At 68.7% G+C, this 20,335-nt stretch carries 16 protein-coding genes, 1 tRNA gene and 1 riboswitch; of the genes, 12 read left to right on the top strand and 5 right to left on the bottom strand.

All coding sequences use genetic code 11. The features are described from left to right. Positions 1 to 94: 94 nt before the first annotated feature. Positions 95 to 2,215 carry a glycoside hydrolase family 31 protein gene (locus tag BARAN1_RS04620; RefSeq protein ID WP_122031342.1) on the bottom strand — a complete coding sequence of 707 codons (2,121 nt, stop codon included), beginning with the start codon at positions 2,213 to 2,215 and terminating at the stop codon, positions 95 to 97. Between the two features lie 114 nt (positions 2,216 to 2,329). On the opposite strand from BARAN1_RS04620, the gene BARAN1_RS04615 reads away from it, so the two are divergent. The 6 genes from BARAN1_RS04615 (at position 2,330) to BARAN1_RS04590 (ending at position 10,871) form a co-directional block, all read left to right on the top strand. Further along, on the top strand, positions 2,330 to 4,648 hold the full coding sequence (locus BARAN1_RS04615) for a xanthine dehydrogenase family protein molybdopterin-binding subunit (RefSeq protein WP_122031340.1): 2,319 nt from the start codon (positions 2,330 to 2,332) through the stop codon (positions 4,646 to 4,648). Further along, complete coding sequence (locus BARAN1_RS04610) at positions 4,645 to 5,808, top strand: MFS transporter (RefSeq protein WP_157959478.1); 1,164 nt, start codon at positions 4,645 to 4,647, stop codon at positions 5,806 to 5,808. Before BARAN1_RS04615 ends, BARAN1_RS04610 begins: the two co-directional genes overlap by 4 nt. Positions 5,809 to 5,884: 76 nt before the next feature. After that, positions 5,885 to 6,907: a thiamine-phosphate kinase gene (gene thiL, locus BARAN1_RS04605; RefSeq protein WP_157959477.1), complete on the top strand. Its 1,023-nt coding sequence runs from the start codon at positions 5,885 to 5,887 to the stop codon at positions 6,905 to 6,907. Positions 6,908 to 6,971: 64 nt separating this feature from the next. Continuing rightward, positions 6,972 to 7,077: riboswitch (TPP riboswitch) on the top strand. Between the two features lie 92 nt (positions 7,078 to 7,169). Next, positions 7,170 to 8,189, top strand: a complete 1,020-nt coding sequence (locus BARAN1_RS04600; protein ID WP_122031333.1) for a thiamine ABC transporter substrate-binding protein — start codon at positions 7,170 to 7,172, stop codon at positions 8,187 to 8,189. Further along, complete coding sequence (locus BARAN1_RS04595; protein ID WP_162297750.1) at positions 8,162 to 9,862, top strand: ABC transporter permease; 1,701 nt, start codon at positions 8,162 to 8,164, stop codon at positions 9,860 to 9,862. The genes BARAN1_RS04600 and BARAN1_RS04595 overlap by 28 nt, the downstream gene beginning before the upstream one ends. Continuing rightward, complete coding sequence (locus tag BARAN1_RS04590) at positions 9,855 to 10,871, top strand: ABC transporter ATP-binding protein (protein ID WP_122031329.1); 1,017 nt, start codon at positions 9,855 to 9,857, stop codon at positions 10,869 to 10,871. The genes BARAN1_RS04595 and BARAN1_RS04590 overlap by 8 nt, the downstream gene beginning before the upstream one ends. A 257-nt stretch (positions 10,872 to 11,128) precedes the next feature. On the opposite strand, the gene BARAN1_RS06520 is transcribed toward BARAN1_RS04590, so the two are convergent. Next, on the bottom strand, positions 11,129 to 11,542 hold the full coding sequence (locus tag BARAN1_RS06520; protein ID WP_157959476.1) for a hypothetical protein: 414 nt from the start codon (positions 11,540 to 11,542) through the stop codon (positions 11,129 to 11,131). An 845-nt stretch (positions 11,543 to 12,387) separates the two neighbouring features. Between BARAN1_RS06520 and BARAN1_RS04585 the strand changes: the two genes are divergently transcribed. Beyond that, a complete protein-coding gene (locus tag BARAN1_RS04585) occupies positions 12,388 to 12,612 on the top strand; it encodes a hypothetical protein (protein ID WP_122031327.1) in 225 nt (74 codons plus the stop codon). 58 nt (positions 12,613 to 12,670) lie between these two features. On the opposite strand, the gene BARAN1_RS04580 is transcribed toward BARAN1_RS04585, so the two are convergent. Beyond that, the gene (locus tag BARAN1_RS04580) at positions 12,671 to 13,573 is read right to left on the bottom strand and encodes a cation diffusion facilitator family transporter (RefSeq protein WP_122031325.1); all 903 of its coding nucleotides are present in this window, start codon (positions 13,571 to 13,573) and stop codon (positions 12,671 to 12,673) included. A gap of 207 nt (positions 13,574 to 13,780) precedes the next feature. On the opposite strand from BARAN1_RS04580, the gene BARAN1_RS04575 reads away from it, so the two are divergent. From BARAN1_RS04575 to BARAN1_RS04565, 3 genes are all read left to right on the top strand, one after another. Continuing rightward, on the top strand, positions 13,781 to 15,613 hold the full coding sequence (locus tag BARAN1_RS04575) for a carbohydrate-binding domain-containing protein (RefSeq protein WP_122031323.1): 1,833 nt from the start codon (positions 13,781 to 13,783) through the stop codon (positions 15,611 to 15,613). A gap of 228 nt (positions 15,614 to 15,841) precedes the next feature. Beyond that, on the top strand, positions 15,842 to 16,639 hold the full coding sequence (locus BARAN1_RS04570) for a polyphosphate polymerase domain-containing protein (protein ID WP_157959475.1): 798 nt from the start codon (positions 15,842 to 15,844) through the stop codon (positions 16,637 to 16,639). Then, the gene (locus BARAN1_RS04565; protein WP_122031319.1) at positions 16,623 to 17,309 is read left to right on the top strand and encodes a hypothetical protein; all 687 of its coding nucleotides are present in this window, start codon (positions 16,623 to 16,625) and stop codon (positions 17,307 to 17,309) included. The genes BARAN1_RS04570 and BARAN1_RS04565 overlap by 17 nt, the downstream gene beginning before the upstream one ends. Positions 17,310 to 17,712: 403 nt before the next feature. On the opposite strand, the gene BARAN1_RS04560 is transcribed toward BARAN1_RS04565, so the two are convergent. Further along, positions 17,713 to 17,784: transfer RNA gene (locus BARAN1_RS04560), tRNA-Gln, on the bottom strand. 49 nt (positions 17,785 to 17,833) lie between these two features. On the opposite strand from BARAN1_RS04560, the gene BARAN1_RS04555 reads away from it, so the two are divergent. Both BARAN1_RS04555 and BARAN1_RS04550 read left to right on the top strand, forming a co-directional pair. Further along, on the top strand, positions 17,834 to 18,493 hold the full coding sequence (locus BARAN1_RS04555) for a glycerol-3-phosphate acyltransferase (protein ID WP_157959474.1): 660 nt from the start codon (positions 17,834 to 17,836) through the stop codon (positions 18,491 to 18,493). Then, positions 18,490 to 19,632: a glycosyltransferase gene (locus BARAN1_RS04550; RefSeq protein ID WP_157959473.1), complete on the top strand. Its 1,143-nt coding sequence runs from the start codon at positions 18,490 to 18,492 to the stop codon at positions 19,630 to 19,632. Before BARAN1_RS04555 ends, BARAN1_RS04550 begins: the two co-directional genes overlap by 4 nt. Here BARAN1_RS04550 and BARAN1_RS04545 read toward each other — a convergent pair. After that, entirely contained in the window at positions 19,629 to 20,324 is a 696-nt protein-coding gene (locus BARAN1_RS04545; RefSeq protein WP_122031313.1) for a hypothetical protein, read from the bottom strand. The two genes, BARAN1_RS04550 and BARAN1_RS04545, sit on opposite strands and share 4 nt — an antisense overlap. Positions 20,325 to 20,335: the final 11 nt, after the last annotated feature.

The following is a 20,335-nucleotide window of genomic DNA, read 5'->3' as shown; positions in this document are numbered from 1 at the left end:
CCACTAGCACATCAAATAGCATATCGAAGGCACTGGTCAGGTGCACGATGGGCCCGCCGGCTTCGCGCCCCGAAGCGGCCGAACGCCCTCGCCTTCACCACCCGTGGGCCGGGAGGAGCGAGCTGAGGTCAGGCTGTGACCGAGCCCGCTTTTGGGCCTCTACCCACCGGGCCGCAAGGTCGAGGTGGTCAAGCTCGCTTCCCACCCGAACGTAGGCCGGGATGACGTGGAGCGGGGCTTCGACCGCGATGGTCCGTGGCCCCTCCCACGTCTCCCCCGTCCACAGGTCGCGCCACTCCCGAGGCGGGATGTGGACCGTGACCGACCTTGCCCCGCGTTCCCACACCGGGCGCACGAGGAGATCGGGTCCATAGAGGTACGTCTCCCAGAGGTCCACGTACTCCGGCCGGTCGGGATGAACGAACACGAGTGGCCGCACGATCGGCGTGCCCCGCTCGTGGGCGGCCACTGCCTGGGCATAGGTGTAGGCCCGGAGATCGTCGTGGAGCCGGGCGTAGAGGATCCAGATCGCGACGAGCTCCTCGTCGTAGGTCGGGGCGAACCGGTACCCTTGGGCATCCACCCGCGCCGGGGTGCCGTCGGGGGGCCAGCTCCACGGAGCGAGGTTCGCCGTTGGCCCGACCTCCATCAGGGGGCAGAACGCGGAGAACCCAAGCCAGCGTGCGAAGACCTCCCGCGACGGCCGGCCCGTGTACCCGCCCGTATCCGAGCCCCAGATCGGGAAGCCCATCGCCGCCGCCCGCTGGAGGGCGAGGACCGAGTTCCGCAGGCCCCACTCGTTCGACGCCGGATCCCCACCCCACGCGATCGCGTAGGTTGAGGTCCCGACCCAGCCGGCGCGGACGAGGAGGAGGGAGTCAGCCGGGTCGGGCAGCGCTCCGTGGGCGGCGCGGGCGAACCACAGGGGGTAGGCGTTGTGCCCCTCGCGGTAGCCCGTCCCATCGGAATAGGAGCCGGAGAAGAGGAGACCGTCGGGGACATCCTCGTCGCCCCGGTCGAGCTTGAACCCGGCGATCCCGAGGTCGAGGAGCGGGGCGAGGAGCCCCTGCCACCACGCCGCGGCCTCGGAAGAGGTGAAGTCGAGGAGCGCCGCGCGCGGGGGGTACGGGATGCGCTTTCGCACGTGGTATCCTCGCGTCACCGCCTCCGCCCGCCGCGCATCGAGGACCCACGGCCCGAGCCACAAGACCGGCTGCACGCCGCGGCCCTTCAGCCAAGCGAGCATCGCTTCTGCGTTCGGGAATCGTTCAGGATCGAACTCGAGATCCCCGTAGCCCATCGTCCCCCCGGCCCACGGCCGGTCGAGGACGTAGGCGGAGCATGGGATCCCCAGGGCGTCCATCATCAAGATGTCCTCGACGACCATCGAGTTGTAGGGCCCCCTGGCGGGGGTCCCATCGTAGAACGTGGGGAGGTTCCACACCTCATCCCGCCAGCGCCATGGCCCGAAGACCCATTCCGGGGGGAGCACGGTCGTTCCCACGGTGCGGCTGTACTTCTCCACCACCTCAAGCGGCGTTGCCCCGCCGAAGATGCGGACCACGAGCTCCGGACCCTCGTATTCGATCGTGACCTGGGTGGGGGTGGGCCGTCCCCTCCCATCCCGGCCGAACCGGTAGATCCCCGGCCACGAGCTCTCCACGTACAGGCCCCAGCCCCGGGAGGAGACGAAGAACGGGCTGTAGAGAGCATGGGTGGGGAGGACGTACAGCCAGACCTCCTGTCCACGGAGGTTGAACCCCGCGTCGCGGGGCGGGAAGGACTCGTGGAGGATCCCCTGGACGGGGCGTTCCAGGAGCCCGTAGAACCCCTCGTCCTCCGATACGCGGAGCGTGATCCCGAGCCGCTCCCAGCGTGCCTTCCCCGCGACGGAGAACCGCACTTGGATCGCCCCTTCCTCGGCCGGCCGGAGCTCGACGCGCGCCGTGCGGCCGTCGGACGTGCGGTAGGTGAGCTCGGTCCCGTCCCCGTCCTTGACCACGCGGGGCGGGCCCACGAGGGACGCCCGGCCGCCCCACCCGTTCACGTAGAGCGCCGATCGGTTCGCATCCACAACCTCGACGACCGTTTTCCCACCGGAGGTGAAGACGGCCGCGAACGGAGTATCGCGAATGGCCACGTCGAGCGCCTGACCGGCGGTTGCGACGCTGAGGCCGATGACGAGGAAGACCCCGAGTCCGCTCCGTGAGTTCATCCGGATCCGCCCGGAGCGTCGCTTGCGGGGGGGGATCTGTCAACCCCACCGGCCGGAAGGGCGTTGTCCCGCCGCGTCGGCTACAATCCGTTCTCTCAAGGAGCGAGGGCGGTCATGAAGCGGCGGAGTGAGGGGGAGAGCGATCCGATCGTGGGCACGGCTGTCCCTCGCCTCGATGCCGAGGCGAAGGTGCGCGGCGAGGCCCGCTACGCGGACGACCTCGTGTTCTCAGGGATGGTCCACGTGAAGACGATCCGCTCCGAGCGCCCCCACGCCCGGGTCGTGCGCCTCGACCTGTCGGGGGTGGGGTCCACCCCCGGCGTGGTGGGGATCGCCACCGTGGCGGACATCCCCGGGGAGAACATCGTCCCCATCATCTACCGCGACATGCCGCTCCTCGCCGGGGGTGTGGTCCGCTATGTCGGGGAACCGCTCGCCCTTGTGGCGGCCCAGACGCGGGATGCGGCTGAGGAGGCGGCCGCGCGGGCGCAGGTCGCGTACGAAGATCTACCGGCGGTGTTCGATCCCCGGGATGCCCTCGCCCCTGGCGCGCCCCCGATTGCCCGCCCGGATGCGGCGGACGAGGGGAACGCGTTCAACCACATGGTCATCCGCAAGGGCAATCTTGCCCATGGGTTCGCTCACGCTGACGTGATCGTGGAGGGGGAGTACGAGGTCGGGTATCAGGAGCACGCGTACCTCGAGCCGCAAGGGGTGATCGCCGTCCCGGAGGATGGGGGGATGACGGTGTACGGAACCCTCCAATGCCCGTTCTACGTGCAGAACGCTGTTGCCAACGTATTGGGATTGCCCTTGGCCCGGGTCCGCATCGTCCAGACCGCAACCGGCGGGGGGTTTGGGGGCAAGGAGGATGTGCCGAGCCACCTCGCGGCGTTGGCGGCCGTCGTCGCCTGGAAGCTTCGCCGGCCGGCGAAGCTCGTCCTGGATCGGTCCGAGGACATCGCCACCACCTCCAAGCGCCATCCGGGGATCATCCGTTACCGCACCGGGGCCAAGCGCGACGGAACCCTGACCGCGGTCGAGGTCGAGTTCTACTACAACGCGGGGGCGTATCAGACTCTGTCGAGCGCCGTCCTGTGGCGGGGCTTGGTCCACGCCCCGGGCCCGTATCGGATCCCCAACGTCAAGGTGGACGCCTATTCCGTGGCCACGAACACCGTGCCCTGCGGGGCGTTCCGCGGGTTCGGCTCCCCCCAGGTCATCTTCGCCCACGAGTCGCAGATGGACGAGCTCGCCCGCCGGCTGCGGATGGACCCGCTCGAGCTGCGCGCCAGGAACGCCCTGCGGGTGGGGGACGAGACAGCCACGGGCCAGGTCCTCACGGAGTCGGTGGGGCTTGCGGCGTGCATTGCGAAGGCGCGGGAGATCTCCCGCTGGGAGGAGGTGCAGGCGGAGGTTGCGGCGTTCAACCGCCGGGAGCGGTTCAAGCGCCGCGGCATCGGCGCTTCGACGGTGATGTACGGGGTGGGGATGGGGGCAAAGGCGCCGCTCCTCGATAAGGCGGGGGCCTACCTCAAACTGGAGGCGGACGGGTCGGTCACCCTTGCCGTGGGGACGACGGAGATGGGGCAAGGGGCGGAGACGGTGCTCGCCCAGATCGCCGCCGATGGCCTCGGGATCCCAGTGGGGATGGTCCGGGTTGCGCCGGTGGACACGTCGCGCGTCCCCGACTCCGGTCCCACCGTGGCCTCGCGCACGACGACCGTGCAGGGGATGGCGGTCCTCGACGCGGCGCGGCGGCTGCGGCTGCGGATCGAGGACGCCGTCCGCGCGATCCTGGGCTGCCCCGAGTTCACCGTTGAGGGGCACCGGTTCTGCCACCCGCAGGACCCCGCTCGTTCTTCGTCGCTCGCCGAGGTTGCGCGCTGGATGTGGACCCATAACTGGGACATGGGGGCCACGGGCTGGGCGGAGGCGAAGCCCGTGGACTGGGATCCCGCCACGGGCCGCGGCAACGCGTACTTCGTGTACGCCTACGCGTGCCACATCGCCCTCGTCGAGGTGGACCTCCTCACCGGGGAGACGCGCGTGACCGGGTTCTGGGCCGTGCACGACTCGGGGAGGATCGTGAACCCGGCGACCGCCCGCGGCCAGGTCATCGGCGGGATCGCTCAGGGGATCGGGTACGCCCTCATGGAGGACCTCCCGTCCCGCGATGGCCGGATCCTCGCCCCCTCGTTCACTTCCTACCACATCCCGACGGCGCGCGACGTGCCGACGGGGATCGCGGTCGCATTCGTCGAGGCCCCCTACTCGGGCGGGCCGTTCGGGGCGAAGGGCCTCGGCGAGGTCCCGCTCATGGCGTCTCACGCTGCGGTGGCGAACGCGGTCTCGTCGGCCACCGGGAGCCGCCTGCGGGCGTACCCGGCGATCCCGGAGCGGGTGCTGGACCTGGTGGCGAACGGCGCTTGATCCGGGAAGAGCCCGCGCCGCGTCGCCGCCCCACGTGGCCCCTCGCCCTCGGCCACGGGCTCAACGACGGGTACGGCGCGTTCCTGTCGGCCTTGCTCCCCCTCCTCATCAGCCGGTTCGGGATCTCCCTCGCTGCCGCTGGGGTGCTATCGTCGTTTCGATCGAGCGTGTCAGCGTTCGGCCAGCTCCCGCTCGGGGCGCTCGCCGATCGGGGGTGGGGGCGGTGGCTTGTCCTCCTCGGTCCGGCCCTCACCTGCACGGCGATGGGCCTCCTCGGGATCCTCCCCACGTACTGGGCGGTCGCTGCGGCCCTCGTTGCGGCGGGGATCGGGACCGCGGCGTTCCACCCCGCTGGGGCATCCCTTGTGTCGGGAACGGATGGCCGGCGGGGGATCTCGATGGCCCTTTTCTCCGCCGGGGGCACCCTCGGATCGGCGTTCGGGCCGCTCCTCATCGCGTGGGTGGTGGGGAACCTGGGCCTGGCGTTCACCCCGCTCCTCCTCCTCCCCGCGGCGGGTGTCGTAGCCCTGCTCGTGCGGGCCCTGCCCCGCGAGGCGCGGCCGGCGCGGGAGAGGCAGTCCCGGCTGCGCGACCACCGTGCCACGGGCCAGCTCGCCCGGTTGTGGGGCATCGCCGCCCTGCGGGAGCTCGTGAGCGCATCCTACCTCACGTTCCTCGCTGTCCTGTGGACCGAGCGCGGGGCCTCCCTGACGATGGCCAGCCTCTCCCTCACCGTGTACTCCCTGGCCGGGGCAGTGGGGGATCTCGTCGGGGGGCGGCTCTCCGACCGGTTCGGCCGGAAGAGGGTCATCGTGGGGTCGGTGGGCGGGGCGATCCCCCTCCTCTACCTGTTCCTCCTCACCGATGGTGGGCTGTCGTTTGCGTTCCTCGCCCTGGCGGGGGCTGTGCTCGTCGGCTCGATCCCCGTGTCGGTCGTGCTCGGGCAGGAGCTTGTCCCCGAGCAAAAAGGCCTCGTCTCCGGCGTGCTGATGGGGCTCGCGTGGGGGGTGGGGGCCCTCCTCATCGGCGGGGTCGGGTACTTCGGTGACCTCTTGGGGCTCGAGGTCGCGCTCGGGCTCCTTACGTTGTGCCTCGTCCCCGCGACCCTCCTTGCTGTCGGGTTGAGGGAGCCCTCGCGCGAGGCGGGATCCGCGGCCTGATCGGTGCTTAGATGCGCTTCCCCTCCGTGCGGCAAGCGGGCGACATGGCCCTCGGTTTCCCGTTAGGATGAGGGGCATGCGCATCGCGGACGTGGGGGAGTTCCCGCTCATCGCGCGGCTGGCGCGGATCGTAGCCTCCGCCCAGCCGGACGTGGTCGTGGGGATCGGCGATGACGCGGCTGCCCTCGACCTCGGGGGGGACCGTCTCGTCCTCTTCACCGTGGACAGCCAGGTGGAGGGGAGCCATTTCGTGTTCGACCGCATCCCACCCCACCTCCTCGGTCGGCGCCTCCTTGCTGTGAACGCAAGCGACATCGCGGCGATGGGCGGCCGGCCCACGCACGCCCTCGTCTCCCTCGTCCTCCCGCCGGACCTGGCCCTGGCGTGGGTGGAGGAGCTCTACGCCGGCCTTGAGGAGGAGGCAGAGCGGTTCGGGGTCGCAGTGGTGGGAGGGAACGTCGCCCGTTCCCCGGGCGGGATCGTCCTCGACCTCGCGCTCGTAGGAGGGGTGCCCCGGGCGCACCTTCTCACCCGCGCCGGGGCCAGGCCGGGGGACCTCGTCCTGGTGACGGGAGCCTTGGGGGAAGCGGCAGCCGGGCTCATCGTGAGCGGACGGGCCGACCTCCCCGTTCCCGCCGCGGAGGGGGAGGCCCTCGTCGCCCGCCACCTCGTCCCGACCCCGCGGGTGAGGGAGGGCCGCCTCATCGCCGCGTCTGGGCTCGCCACGGCGATGACCGACCTCTCCGATGGCCTGGGAAGCGACGTCGGGCACCTGTGCGACCGGAGCCGGGTCGGAGTGAGGATCCACGCGGAGAAGCTCCCCGTGCCCCCGGCCGTGGCGCGGGTGGCGGAGCTCGCCGGGGAGCCGCCGTGGGACCTCGCCCTGTTCCATGGAGAGGACTTCGAGCTCGTGTTCACCTGCCCGCCCGACGCAGCACGCGTCCTGTCCGAACGGGTCTCGGTCGAGACGGGAACGCCCGTGTCCGTGGTGGGGGAGGTCTTGCCCGCCCCCGCGGGCCGCTGGCTCGTCCTCCCCACGGGGGAGGAGATCCCCCTCGCGCCGCGGGGGTTCAGGCACTTCTCGGGACCGGCACCCTAGACCCGCCCCCTGGGGGGAGAGGAGCTCAGGGTGGCACGGGGAGCCACGTCCCCTATAATCGCTCCGGGGTAACTGGGGGAGCCCGTACGGGGCTGAGAGGAGGTCCCACGCCTCGACCCCAGAACCTGATCTGGGTTATGCCAGCGGAGGAAAGGTTACCCATGCGAACGAGGCCCACCGAGGTTCAGCCCGCCTGGACCGCCGCAAGCTGTCCTCTCGCCCCGCGGGGAGATCCGATCCCCAGTCCCCAAGGAGGCGTCCCATGAAGAAGCTCGTGGGGTTCATCGTGGCCCTGGCCGTGGGCGGCACCGCGGTCGGGGCGGAGCGGTTCGTGGTGTACACGTACCGGTCGTTCGTTCGCGACGGGCCGGCCGCCGCGATCGAAGAGGCGTTCGAGGCCGCCCATCCCGGGGTGGACCTCGTGTGGGTTGCCCCAGGCGGCGGGGCGGAGATGCTGTCCCGCCTCATCGCCGAGCTCGCCGTCGGGGCGACTGACGCTGACGTATTCCTCGGCGTGTCGGCGATGGACCTCCCGCGCGCCCTCGCGGCGGAGGTCTTCCAACCCTACGATCCAACCCTCATCCCCAACCTCGCCCACGTCCCGGAGGACCTCCACTTCGACAGTGCGGGACGGGTTCTCCCGTTTGATCACGGCTACGTCGCGTTCGTGGCGAGCAACGCCCTGCCCGCCGATCTTCTCCCGCGGACGTTTGCCGACCTCCTCCGGCCGGAGCTCACGGGGAAGATCATCCTCCAGGACCCGCGGACCTCCACCACCGGGCTCGCGTTCCTCCTGTGGACAGTGGCCCACTTTAGGGACGACTGGCCCGCGTTTTGGAAGGCGCTCCTCCCCAACACGCTCACCATCACCAAGGGGTGGAGCGAGGCGTTCGCGATGTTCGAGGCGGGCGAGGCGCCGATCGTCCTTTCCTACTCCACCGATGCGGCCTACGCCTACCTCACAGGGGGCGCGGCGACCTACCACGTGCTGACCCTAGATGGGGAGGGATACCGTCTCATCGAGGGGATGGGGATCGTGCGGACCTCAGCGAAGCTTGATCTTGCGCATTCGTTCCTGGATATCGTCCTCTCGCCGGAGATCCAGGAGTTGATCCCCACATCCCAGTGGATGTTCCCCGTTCACGATGGGGTCGAGCTCCTGCCGGACTTCGCCCGTTACGCCGTGCTTCCCCCGCACCCGGTGTTCATCCTCCCCACCGATGCCGCCGACCACCTCGCGGAGTGGATCACCACGTGGCAGCAGATCCTCGGCGAGCCATAAGTTTCCGTAATGGGGCAGGATGGGCGCTCGCCCTCCTGCCCCTCCTCTTCTTGGGGGTCACGTTCTTCTGGCCCCTGGGGGACGTTCTCCGCACGGGGCTCCAGGTCGAGGGGCGGTGGAGTGGGGAGCGGATCCTCGCTGCCCTCTCCGACCCCTATGTGCAGCGGCTGATCCTGTTCACCCTGGAGCAGGCCGGCCTGTCCGCCCTCCTTTCGCTCGCCCTCGGGTTCCCCCTCGGCTGGTTCCTCACCCGGTACCACTTCCCCGGGCGGGGGCTCCTGCGGGCGTTCACGATCGTCCCGTTCGTCCTCCCCTCGATCACGGTCGCGCTCGGGTTCATCCTCTTCTTCGGCCGCTCCGGGCACCTCAACCGGTTCCTGATGGGCCTGTTTGGGCTTGGGGAGCCACCGATCCGGGTCCTGTACACCCTGTGGGCGGTCGTCCTCGCCCACGCGTTCTACAACGCGCCGGTGGTGGCGCGGTTTGTGAACGCGGCGTGGGAGGGGGCTGACCCAGGTCTGGTTGAGGCGGCGCGGACCCTCGGCGCGCGGCCGGCCCGCGCGTTCGCGACGGTGACGCTTCCCCTGCTCCTCCCTTCCCTCCTTTCCTCCCTTGCCCTCGTGTTCATGCTTTGCACCCTCTCGTTCTCGATCCCGCTCGCCCTGGGGGGGGCGCGCTACGCCACGATCGAGGTCGGGGTGTACCTCTACGCCCGCGGTGTGCTGATGGACTTGCCCCGCGCGGCGGCGCTGGCCACGATCACCCTCGGCCTGTCCCTCGTCCTCACCTACCTCCACCTGTGGGGAGGGGGCGCGTTCTCCGCTCCCCAGGACGGGGGCCGGCCCGCCCCAACGGTCCCCCTCTTCTCCCGGGACCGGCCCGTCCGGGCGTTGTGGCTCCTCTACCTCCTTCCGGCGGCGGTCGTCTTCCTCGGCCCGATCGGGGCGGTGATCGCTGACTCGTTCCTCCACCCCGCTCCCGGTGGCGCGTCCCCCACCCTCCACTGGTACCGGATGATCGCCTCCCCGGCCTGGAACCCGTTCATCGAGTCCTCCCCCCGGGGTGCGGTGCGGATGAGCCTCTTGGTTGGCCTCGGGGCGACGGGCCTTGCCCTCGTCCTCGGGATCAGCGTGAGCGCTGTCCTGCGCCGGGTGAGGTCGCGCCTCCTGGAGACGCTCCTCATGGCCCCCTTGGCCGTGTCGTCGGTCGTCCTGGGGCTCGCGCTCCTCCTCGCGTTCCGCCGGCCGCCCCTCTCCGCGCTCGGGGGGGGATGGGCGATCGTCCTTGCCCACACGTTGATCGTGTACCCGTTTGTGGTGCGGGCGATCCGCCCCCGGTGGGATTCCCTTGACCCCACCCTCACCGAGGCCGCGCGGACCCTCGGGGCGGGCCCGCTCAGCGCGTTCCGCACCGTGACCCTGCCGTTGCTCGGGAACGGGGTCCTCGCCGCGGGCGCCTTCGCGTTCGCCCTTTCGTTGGGGGAGATGACCGCGGTCGCGATGCTGTCTGGACCGGGCGTGATGACGATGCCGATGGCGATCTACCACTTCCTGGGGAGCCGCGACTTCGGGGCGGCGTCGGCGATGGCGACCGTGCTCATGGTCACCACCGCCCTCGCCGCGTGGGCGTGGGACCGCGCCGGCTCCCGCTGGCTGGGGGGATCCCGTGCTTGAGGTCCGCGGGCTCACCAAGCGGTTCGGGGAGGTGACCGCGGTCGCCGACTTCTCCCTCGCCGTGGCCGACGGGGAGACCGTTGCCCTCCTCGGCCCGTCCGGGTGCGGGAAGACGACCGTCCTGCGGATAATCGCGGGCCTGGAGCAGCCCGATGCGGGCCAGGTCCTCCTCGCCGGCCGCGACGCCACCGACTGGCCGCCGGAGAGGCGCGGGGTGGGGCTCGTGTTCCAGAGCTACGCCCTGTTCCCCCACCTCTCCGTGGGGGCGAACGTCGCGTACGGCCTCCGGTTCCGGCGGGGGGTGGATCGGGTGGCGCGGGTAGAGGAGCTCCTCTCGCTCGTCGGCCTTTCCGGGTACGAACGGCGGAAGCCGCATCAGCTCTCCGCCGGGCAGCAGCAGCGGGTGGCCCTGGCCCGGGCCCTTGCCCCCGAGCCGGGGATCCTCCTCCTCGACGAGCCCCTGTCCGCGCTCGACGCCGCGCTGCGCAAGGAGCTTCGCGGCGAGCTGCGCGCGATCCTCGGGAAGCTCGGGATGACCGCCCTCTACGTGACCCACGACCAGGAGGAGGCGCTCGCCCTCGCCGATCGGGTGGCGGTGATGCGGGAGGGGAGGCTCGACCAGGTCGCCCCGCCGGCGGAGCTCTACGCGCGGCCGCGGACTTCGTTCGTGGCTGCCTTCCTCGGCCGGGCTAACCTCTGGCCAGGCAAGGTTGTGTCCGTGGACGGCGACCGGGCTCTGGTCGAGGTCGCTGGAGAGAGGTTTCCCGCCGAGCGCGGGGAGGCAAGGGAAGGGGACGAGGTGTTCCTCTTCTTCCGGCCGGAGTGGGTGCACCTGGGAGATGGGCCGTTCGTGGCCGCGGTCGAGGGCGCCGAGTACCTCGGGGACCGTTGGGAACTCCGCGCCCGCTTTCGCGACCTCCCCCTCGTGCTTATCGCAGCCCAAGACCCCCGAGCGAGCACTGCACTTTCGTTCGCGATTCCGACCTCTCAGGCGATCCGCCGGCAGTAGTCTCGCCTGCTGTCCGACAACGAGCCACAACCGCTAGCAGGGACGGGCGGAGTGTGCTGGGCGGCAGTAGAAGGGGCGGGTGCAGTTAGGTGGGAATCTTAAGAACAAAGGTCTGACCCCGTCGGCCGCCGCTTCTTTCGGTCAGCCCTGTGACCTCCCTATATTTACAACCCCAACCGCCGGCTCGCAACGCTTCCGGGGCCAAAAGCCAGACGCGATCGGCTGGATTGTCCCCAAGCTCCCTACCGGTAGAGCGGTCAAGGGACAAAAATCGGCTCCGGTGGAGCATACACATAACCAGCACGCGTCTCTTCCTCCTCAGGTAGCACGTATGGCTGATCGTGTGGAGATGTACAGCCGGACAGAATCCATCGCTTGTCCGTTAGACGGAGAAAGATTGCAGCATGTACCATCTTCTCACCATCCATAGCTACCCAGAACCAAGCGAAAGCCCTGTTTCCTTCTTGATATACACCGTCATATACTCCATATTCATATTCCTCTCCCCACTCTTCCTCCTCTTGTTTAACAAAGATATCAATGGCCGCTTTGGCTTTTTCGCTTGTTAACGTATCCCCTTTGTAAAAACCCGTGGCCAGAAGAACGACTCCAGCGAGAAGGACCAACCCGACCGCTCCCATCGCCACTCTACGCCGCACTCGAACGTCCATACCTCCTCCTTTCTATCCCGCAACTTCGGGATAGCCGGCGTTTATACGGGCCGCCGCTCCCAGATTTTCCTACATTAATCCGCTATTTCTTGGGAGTTACGCAGCTCTCTACAACCCTCCTTTCATGGCACACTATAGCACAAAAGGCGGAAGCCTGTGAAGAGGGGAAGATAACTCCACCCACAAATCATCTGAGCCCGGTTTCTTCAGCATCGCTTCTCGGGCGTACACCTAAGGATTCCGGCTGGGGGATAGTGGAGGATCGGGGAACTGATGGGAGGAGAGGATGAAGCGCAGTCGGTTCGCCGAGAGATCTTGGCGATCCTGGCGGAAGCGGTTTCGGGGGATGGGGGTGAACGAGGTGCGGGACTACTGGCGGCTAAGGCAGGAGAACACGCAGTTCAGGAAGATGATCGCTGACCGCGACCTTGAGATCGAGGCAATGAAGGAGGTGATTCGAAAAACTGTAGCGCCGCCGGCGCGACGCAACTGTGGGGGCAGCTTGTGGAGTTGCAGGTGCCGGAGCGGCGTAGCTGCCAACTGGTCGGGATGTCTCGCTCGGCCTATCAGCGCCGTTTGGTGAAGCGGAAGGAGGGCGAGGAGCTTGAGGCACGGCTGTAGGTCATTGCCCGGGAGCATCCTTATGCCGGTTACCGCACGGCGTGGGCGATGTTGCGTCGGGAAGGGTGTGGGATCACCACAAGACAGTGCAGCGGTTGGGGCGGGGCTGACGCAGCCACGGAAGCGCAAGCGTCAGCGCCGTGGGGCGTCCCGGTTCGGGCCACCCACGAGGACCATGTGTGGACCTACGACTTCCTCCACGACCGGACGGAGAGTGCGCGCCAGTGCGGATGCTGACGGTGGTGGACGAGTACAGCCGGGAGTGTTTGGCGATCACGGTGGGCCGCAGGTTGCGATCGGCGGATGTGATCGACATGCTGGCGGATCTGTTCGTGGAATGGGGAGCGCCGGAGTTCTGCTCCCAGCAGGTGGACCTGCCACCGGCGGCGGGCCACCCCCGCTGCGGAATCTCTCCTCTCCTTCGTTGCGTCAGTTGTGAACAGGATTGATCTGGCTTGTGGACGATCTCCCAGGGAGTACGTCACCACTCCGCGGCGGACGCGGGCCTTAGTCGCTGATGTGCCGTTCGTGGCCGGTGTGGGCGCAGGGTCGGATCGTGCAGTGAACTACGTTGAGTTCTCGCAGCTTTTCCTCAAGCTCGGCGACAAGCCGATCGGCCTCCTGAACCGTGGTGTTAGGTGCCAGTTCGAGATCGAGATCGAGGTGAATCGCGTCGGGGCCGATGAACTCGGCGATCATGTCGTGTACCCCCGCCACTCCGGCCACGCTCTGGGCGACCGACTTCACCCTCTCGTAGAACTTCGCACTGGGCGAGAGGCCGAGGAGTACGTACGTGTTCTCGCGGATCAATTTGCCCGCCATGACCCCGATCAGTCCGGCAACGAACATCGCCGCAATGGGGTCCGCGAGGGGGAACCCCCGTTGGGCCGCGAGGACGCCGATCACCGACGCGAGGATCGTGATCTCGTCGTTGATGTTGTCGTAGAGCGCGGTCTTCACCGTGATGTCGCGCCTCTGGCCGATGAGCATGAGCCCGAGGGGGATCAGGTTGACCACGAACGAGAAGGCGAGCACGTAGAGCGCGATCTCCGGGTGCTCAAGCGGTACCGGGGAGATGAGCCGCGCGATCGCCTCGCGGAGGATCTGCAGCCCGGTGACGGTGATGAACGCAACGGACACGATGAGGGAAACGACGTACCGGAACCGCATATGGCCGAATGGATGCTCGCGGTCGGCGGCGCGGCGCCCCATCCGTTGGCTGAGGAGGAGGGACGAGGTGACGACGATGTCCACGAGGTTGTTCAGGGCCTCGCTGAGCATGATGAGGAACCCTGTGTAGGCGAACGCGCCCAGCTTTACCGCGAGGAGGAGGACTCGGGTGAAGAGGTTGACCCGGAGCTTCCACGCGCCGTCGGAGCTCGCGCGGGTGCGCGTCGTCGGTTCGGTCATGGGTACGGGCTCCCTCCTTGGGTGCACGCTCTCGGTGGGGGAACGAAACAACCAGGGGAAAGTGTACCCTACAGTCGGCGGGTCAGCCTACGGGGTCGCCGTTTCGCCCCCGATGGAGGCGAGGGCATCTCCACACCGTAGCCACAACTCTGCCACGATGCACCGACCCGTCGCGGCTACCCTCCCCGGCCTTGGAGGTACGAGACCATGCACCGATCGAAGTGGACGGTTGGCGTGATCGCTCTCGCCCTGGCGGCCGCGGTCGCCGGTGGCGTGACGCAGCGGGGGAGGGAAGGGGCGGACCAAGCGGCGGCCGACGCCTCGGGAGGGGCTGCGATTCTGGCATTGGGGAGCGGCTTCACGACCGCATTGGCCGCAGCCTCAACAAGCCCCACCGTGACCGAGATCGTCCTCGCCGGGAGCGCGATCCAGGTGACGGGGACCGGGGCCGTTGCCCAAGGGTCCCGGCTCCTCATCACGGCCGGGGGGACGTACCACATCCGCGGCACCCTGGATGACGGCCAGGTCGTTGTCTCCTCGGCGGACAACAGTCCCGTGAACCTGGTCCTCGGCGGGGCGCGGATCACCTGCTCGACGAGCTCTCCGATCTACATCGCTCAGGCCAAGGACGTCGTGATCAGCCTGGCCGCGGGCACGGACAACACCCTCACGGACGGGAGCTCCTACCTGTACGAGGTTGCGGGGGCCGATGAGCCGAACGCTGCCTTGTTCAGTGCGGACGACCTCGTGATCACAGGGACCGGATCCCTCACCGTGAACGGAAACTACAGTAATGGGATCCAGAGCAAGGATGACCTGGCGCTCAGCGGGGCGACGGTCACGGTGGCGGCGGTCAACGACGGGATCAAGGGCCGGGACTCGATCACCGTCAGTGAGGCCACGATCACGATCCGCGCTGGTGCCGACGGGATGCAATCGAATAACGACGAGGATCCAGAGCGAGGCACGGTCACGATCGAGAGCGGCACGATCCGCATCACATCCGGGGAGGATGGGATCCAGGCCGAGACACGCCTCGTCGTGCACGGCGGGACGATCGAAGTCCTGTCGGGGGGCGGGAGTGCCAACAACGTTGGACAGAACCCGGTCGGCGGGATGGGGTTCCCCGGGCGGCCCCCGTCAACGGCCACGAGCCTCCCAAGCATGAAGGGGCTCAAAGCCGGTGTGGACCTGATGATCACCGGTGGCACGATCCTCGTTGACTCCGCCGATGATGCGCTTCACTCGAATGGAACGATCACGATTGACGGCGGAACCCTCACCCTCGCCTCGGGCGACGACGCGATCCACGCCGACGAGGCGGTGATCATCAATGGGGGGCAGATCCAGGTCAAGGCGTCGTACGAGGGGGTGGAGGGGAACACGATCACGGTCAACTCCGGCGAGGTCCGCATCACCTCCACCGACGATGGGATCAACGCCACCTCCGGCGGGGCGGCGGCGATGCCGCTGGGCCGTCCCGGGATGGCCTCGTCCTCCAGCACTTGGCTGTTCGTGAATGGGGGATGGATCGTTATCAACTCCGGTGGAGACGGGCTTGACGTCAACAGCTCGATCGCGATGACGGGGGGGACCGTGCTCATCCACGGTCCGACGCGGAGCGACAACGGGGCGCTCGACTACTACGGCACGTTCAAGATCACGGGCGGACTCCTCGTCGCTGCCGGCAGCGCGGGGATGGCGCAAGCCCCGAGCACCTCCTCGACCGTGAACTCGGTGCTGATGACCTTCACCACGCCCCAGCCGGCGGGGAGCCTGTTCCACATCGCCGCGGCAGGGGGTGGGGACGTGTTGACCTTCGCCCCGGCCAAGGCGTACCAGTCCGTGGTCGTCGCCTCTCCGCTCCTTACGAACGGCTCCACCTACGCCATCTACCTCGGGGGGCGTTCCGCCGGCGCGGCGACGGATGGCCTCTCCGCGGGGGGGGACTACACCCCCGGGACCGAGGTCGCCCGGTTCACGGTCGCCGGGAATGTCACCTACGCCGGGGCGTCTCGGATCAGGCCGCCAGGCTGGTAGGCGAGGTCTGGCGACGATCAGGGGGCCATCATGGGACCGATGAGGAGGACGGAGTTTCAGTTCGCGGAAGGCGGACGAGGATGTCCCTTGAGTGGGTCGGCCGGGGGTGACCCGGGTGCCCTCCATCGCGCCTCGTCCGAAACGGTGCAGCCCCCATCCCATCGTTACGGCCTCTTTCGGCGCGGCACCGGAAGCGGTGCGGGCTCCGCGGGTCCCGGCCTCGACGCCGTGGCCGAGGCCTTGCGCGGAAGCGGGAACGGCGGCCACGGGCCGGGGACGACGAGCCGCCTTGAGCGCAAGTACCTCCTCTCGCCCGAGGAGGCACGGCAGGTCTCCCGGTTCCTCGCCGCCCGCCTCGAGGTGGATCCCCATGCTCGAGGGAGGCCCGGGAACGCCTACACGGTCCGCAGCGTGTACTTCGACTCCCCAGGGCTCATCTGTTACCACGCCAAACAGAACGGCGCACCGGTCCGGGAGAAGTACCGCGTCCGCACCTACAATGAGCCGGGGTCGGCCCCCATCTTTCTCGAACGCAAAGCCCGTCAGGGACACCTTTACCGCAAGGAGAAGGCGCGGCTGAACGATGCCTGGCTGGGATGTCTTGCCGCACGGGATGGGCTGGGCTCCCCAGCCGCGGCGGGCTGTCCGACCGTCGTGCAACGCCTCCTCTACCGCATGGACCGCCAGGCGTTCGTCCCCACGGTGCTCATCGCCTACGAGCGCGAGGCGTACGTGGAATGGGCGGACCAGGATACGGTGAGGATCACCCTCGATCGGAACCTCCGGGCCCAGGCGGTCCCCCGCCTCGAGGAGATGTACGATGAAGGGGACCTCCGTCCGCTCCTCACCCGGTGGGCGATCCTCGAGGTCAAGTTCAGCGGTGTGGTCCCGTGGACCCTGCGCGAGCTCACGCGGCGGTTTCCCCTCCTCTGGCGGGCGTGTTCCAAATACGCCGCGAGCATTGAACATGTCGTTCTTAACTCAGCCACAACGAAGGGGGTAGGGGCCCATGCTCAGCTCCTCTGAACCGCTTCTTGGCAACCTGCTGCCGGTGCTCGCGGCGGTCGGGGTCAGCCTCGGCCTTGGCCTGTACGTGGCCTTCGTCTACCGCCTCGCTACGCCGGGGGCCGCGTTCTCGATCACGATCCAACACACGCTTCTCTACCTCGCACTCATCGTGTCGCTCGTCATGGTCATCATCTCCAATCAGGTTGCGCGGGCGTTCACCCTCGTCGGGGCGCTGGCCGTGGTCCGGTTCCGCACGCCGGTGAAGGACACCCGGGATGCGGCGTTCATCTTCCTCGGCCTGGCGGCGGGGATGGGGGCTGGGGTGGGGATGTACGCCGAGACGGCCGCGGGCGTGGGGCTCATCGGGCTATGCATGATCGCTGTCCGGTTCCTCCGCCTGGGGAAGCGCCCCCATGGTGAGACGCTGGTGAAGTTCACCATCCCCAGCGGAGGGGGGGGCGAGCCTGCCTACCCCCGCGACGCATTCGAACGCCACTTCCAGTCCGTTCGCCTCATCGGCACCCGCTCCGCTTGCGACGGGGAGCGTGTGGAGTTGACCTACCTCGTGAAGCCGCGGCGGGATGCGGACCTTGTCGCGTTCTCGCGCGCCCTGTCCGCCTACCCCCTTGTGGAGAAGGCGACCGTCATCGTCTGCGACGATGAGGGGCTTGCGGAGAACGTGTTCTAGGGCGGTGGACGGATAGAAAACGGCGCAGCGGAGTGGATGGGCCCCGCTGCGCCGGTGGGGGAGGCTAGGACTCGCCGCGGGGGGGACCGGGAACCCCTCCTTGTTGCGCGAGGGACGGGGCCGGGCACAGGATGCTCTCGTTCCCGAGCGGGGTTCTCTCGCTCGCTACGGAGGGCCCCCGGGGGACAGGAGCGCGGACCGGCCGCAGAGCAGTGCTCCTCCACGCCCAGCGGAGCAGGGCGACGGACATGCCCGACGTGAACACCGCAAGCCCTGTCAGGAGAACCACATTCCATTGGGTCATCGTCGTTCCTCCTTTGCCTCCTGGTGGGGAGGCGCGACGAGGGTGCCCCGGTGGGATGGAGATGGTGGAGCGACGGTGCGGCAGTTCCGTGGAGATGGGCTAGGGCGGGAGGATTCGAACCTCCGAATGGCGGCTCCAAAGGCCGCTGCCTTGCCACTTGGCTACGCCCTAGTGCTAAAGGAGGATAGCCCGTTCCCTTCCGTGGGACAAGGTTCCCCTGTTGGCGGGGGATCGCGTAGACTCCGGCGATGGCCGATCGGGCAGGGGGGTGCCGATCCGGGGGGTGGGGATGACGGTCCTCCTCTTCTTTCTCCTCGGCTTCGGACTGGGATCGCTCCCGTTCGCAGTTTGGGTGGGGAAAATTTGGACCAAGACCGATGTCCGCGCCCGGGGGGACGGGAACCCGGGAGCGGTCAACGCATGGCGGGCGGAGGGGTGGCGGGTCGGGCTCCTCGCCCTCGTCCTCGACGTGGCCAAGGGCGCCCTCCCCGTCGCGCTCGCCCGCTCGCGCGGGGGCCTCGGAGGCTGGGCCCTTCTCCCGGTGGCGTTGGCCCCCCTCCTCGGCCACGCGTTCTCTCCCTGGCTCGCCTTCCGGGGCGGGAAGGCCGTGGCATCCACATTCGGGGCGTGGTCCGCTCTCACGTACTGGGAGGTCCCGACCGTGCTCGGGCTCTCGTTTGCCCTCGTCCGGACCGTGCAGGCGGTGGACGGGTGGACGGTGATCCTGTCCTTCCCCGTTGTCGCCGTGTACCTCATCCTGCGTCGGGCCGAGCCGTGGCTCCTTGCGACCTTGGGAGCGAACTTTGCCCTCCTCGTCTGGACCCACCGCCGTGAGCTCCGCTCCCCGCCGCGGTGGCGCCCGCGAGGGGGATCCACATGAGCTTTTTCGTCTCCCACGAGTGGAGCCTGGCCGTGTTCATGGCGGTCCTGGCGGGCATTTCCCTCACGAACCTCGTCGCGATGCGGCGGCTCGGCAGGCACCCCCCTCTGTCCAAGTACCCCGCGGTCTCAATCCTCGTCCCCGCCCGCGATGAGGAGCGGAACATTGAAGCTTGCGTGGAGTCCCTCCTCCGCCAGGACTATCCGCAGTTCGAGGTGATCGTCCTCGACGATGACTCCCACGATGGGACGTGGGCGTTGCTCCAGGAGATCGCGGCGCGGTCCGGGGGACGGGTACGGGTCCTCGCCGGGGAGCCGGTCCCCGCTGGCTGGCTCGGGAAGCACTGGGCGTGCCACCAGCTCGCCCAGGCTGCCCAGAGCGAGCTCCTCCTGTTCACGGATGCCGACACGGTCCACCATCCGTTGGCGCTGCGCGACGCGGTGGGGGCCCTTCACGCGGAGGGGGCGGGCGTGCTGAGCGTCCTCCCCCGCCAGGCGGTGGGGAGCTGGGGCGAGAGGCTCGTGATCCCGGTCCTGGCATGGGTCATCCACACGTTTGTCCTGTTCATCCTCCCCCGACGGATACCGACCGCGGTGGGGCAGTTCATGCTCTTCCGGCGGGGAACGTACGAGGCAGTCGGGGGCCACGCCGCGATCCGGTCCGAGGTCGTGGACGACCTCGCCCTGGCCCGCAACGTGCACCGGGCAGGCCTCGGCTGGGCGTTCCTCGACGGATCCGGGCGGGTCACGACGCGGATGTACCAGGGGTGGAACGAGGCGGCGCGGGGCCTGGCGAAGAACCTGTTCCCCGTGTTCCGGTACAACGTCCCGCTATACCTGTTCGTGTGGACCTGGCTCCTGTGGCTCGCCTGTCAACCCCCGCTTGTCCTCATCTTGAATGCCGTGGGCGGCAGGGTGGCCGAGGGGATGATCGTCCCCGCAGCGGCCACGATCGGGCTGTCCCTCGTCACGTGGGTGCTCTCCGCAGTGCGGTTCCGGCTGCCGCTTGCTCAGGTCCTCCTCTACCCGGTGACGATCCTCCTCGTCTTCGGGATCGCCCTGCGATCGCTCCTCTGGCACCTGCGGGGCCGCGGCACGTGGAAGGGGAGGCAGATCCACGTCGAGCACGATCCGCGCTAGCGATCGAACAGGGTCCGCCAGTTCGCCGTGAGATTCGCGCAGGTCGTCCCCGCTGGGACGCGGATCGCCACGAAGTAGCTCCGCTCCCGCACCGGGTCGACGTGGGCCTCCCCGCCCGCGTTGAGGAATGGGTTGCTCGCCCCGAGCGTCACCTGCTCGTTCGTCCACGTGAGGAGCCCGCGGATGAGGTCGGGAGCCAGCACCTGCCCGTCGAGGAGCTTCGACAGGCGCTGCACAACGTACACCTCACCCGAGATGAGGCCGAGGACCCTCACCCGCACCGTGATCCCGGGTTGGCCATCCCCGTCTTGGTCGAACATGCGGGGATCATCGGCGGTCGTGGGCAGCGGGTCGCTCACGGGATCGGCGAGCCGGGCCCCGTGGACCTCGGTCGGCCAGAGTTCGACGAACCGCCACCCTTCGCCCGTTCCTTCCAGCGTGGCTATCCGGTCCACAGTGCCGAGCGAGCGGAGGAAGGCGTCCGGGATCTCGGTGACGACCATGCCCGTCCCGTCGTCGGTATCCACGAGACAGTGGGTCTCCGACACCGTGACGATGCTCCCAGTCTGCCCCATCTCGACGTGGAGGATGAGGGTCGTGGTGCGGATGCGCTGGCCCACGAACGGGTAGACGACGATGTCCGAGGTCACCTGCATCACCGCCCACGTTCCGGTGAGGTCGAATGGAGGCATTCCTTCCCCAC

This window comes from Candidatus Bipolaricaulis anaerobius (assembly GCF_900465355.1).
GTDB lineage: Bacteria > Bipolaricaulota > Bipolaricaulia > Bipolaricaulales > Bipolaricaulaceae > Bipolaricaulis > Bipolaricaulis anaerobius.
This window is presented reverse-complemented; position numbering and strand designations above follow the sequence as displayed.

What these genes read in the sequence shown, in the direction of transcription:
- BARAN1_RS04620 (WP_122031342.1), bottom strand. Translation starts at nt 2,215, where the DNA reads ATGAACTCACGGAGCGGACTCGGGGTCTTCCTCGTCATCGGCCTCAGC.
- BARAN1_RS04615 (WP_122031340.1), top strand. Translation starts at nt 2,330, where the DNA reads ATGAAGCGGCGGAGTGAGGGGGAGAGCGATCCGATCGTGGGCACGGCT.
- thiL (WP_157959477.1), top strand. Translation starts at nt 5,885, where the DNA reads ATGCGCATCGCGGACGTGGGGGAGTTCCCGCTCATCGCGCGGCTGGCG.
- BARAN1_RS04600 (WP_122031333.1), top strand. Translation starts at nt 7,170, where the DNA reads ATGAAGAAGCTCGTGGGGTTCATCGTGGCCCTGGCCGTGGGCGGCACC.
- BARAN1_RS06520 (WP_157959476.1), bottom strand. Translation starts at nt 11,542, where the DNA reads ATGGACGTTCGAGTGCGGCGTAGAGTGGCGATGGGAGCGGTCGGGTTG.
- BARAN1_RS04580 (WP_122031325.1), bottom strand. Translation starts at nt 13,573, where the DNA reads ATGACCGAACCGACGACGCGCACCCGCGCGAGCTCCGACGGCGCGTGG.
- BARAN1_RS04575 (WP_122031323.1), top strand. Translation starts at nt 13,781, where the DNA reads ATGCACCGATCGAAGTGGACGGTTGGCGTGATCGCTCTCGCCCTGGCG.
- BARAN1_RS04565 (WP_122031319.1), top strand. Translation starts at nt 16,623, where the DNA reads ATGCTCAGCTCCTCTGAACCGCTTCTTGGCAACCTGCTGCCGGTGCTC.
- BARAN1_RS04550 (WP_157959473.1), top strand. Translation starts at nt 18,490, where the DNA reads ATGAGCTTTTTCGTCTCCCACGAGTGGAGCCTGGCCGTGTTCATGGCG.
- BARAN1_RS04545 (WP_122031313.1), bottom strand. Translation starts at nt 20,324, where the DNA reads ATGCCTCCATTCGACCTCACCGGAACGTGGGCGGTGATGCAGGTGACC.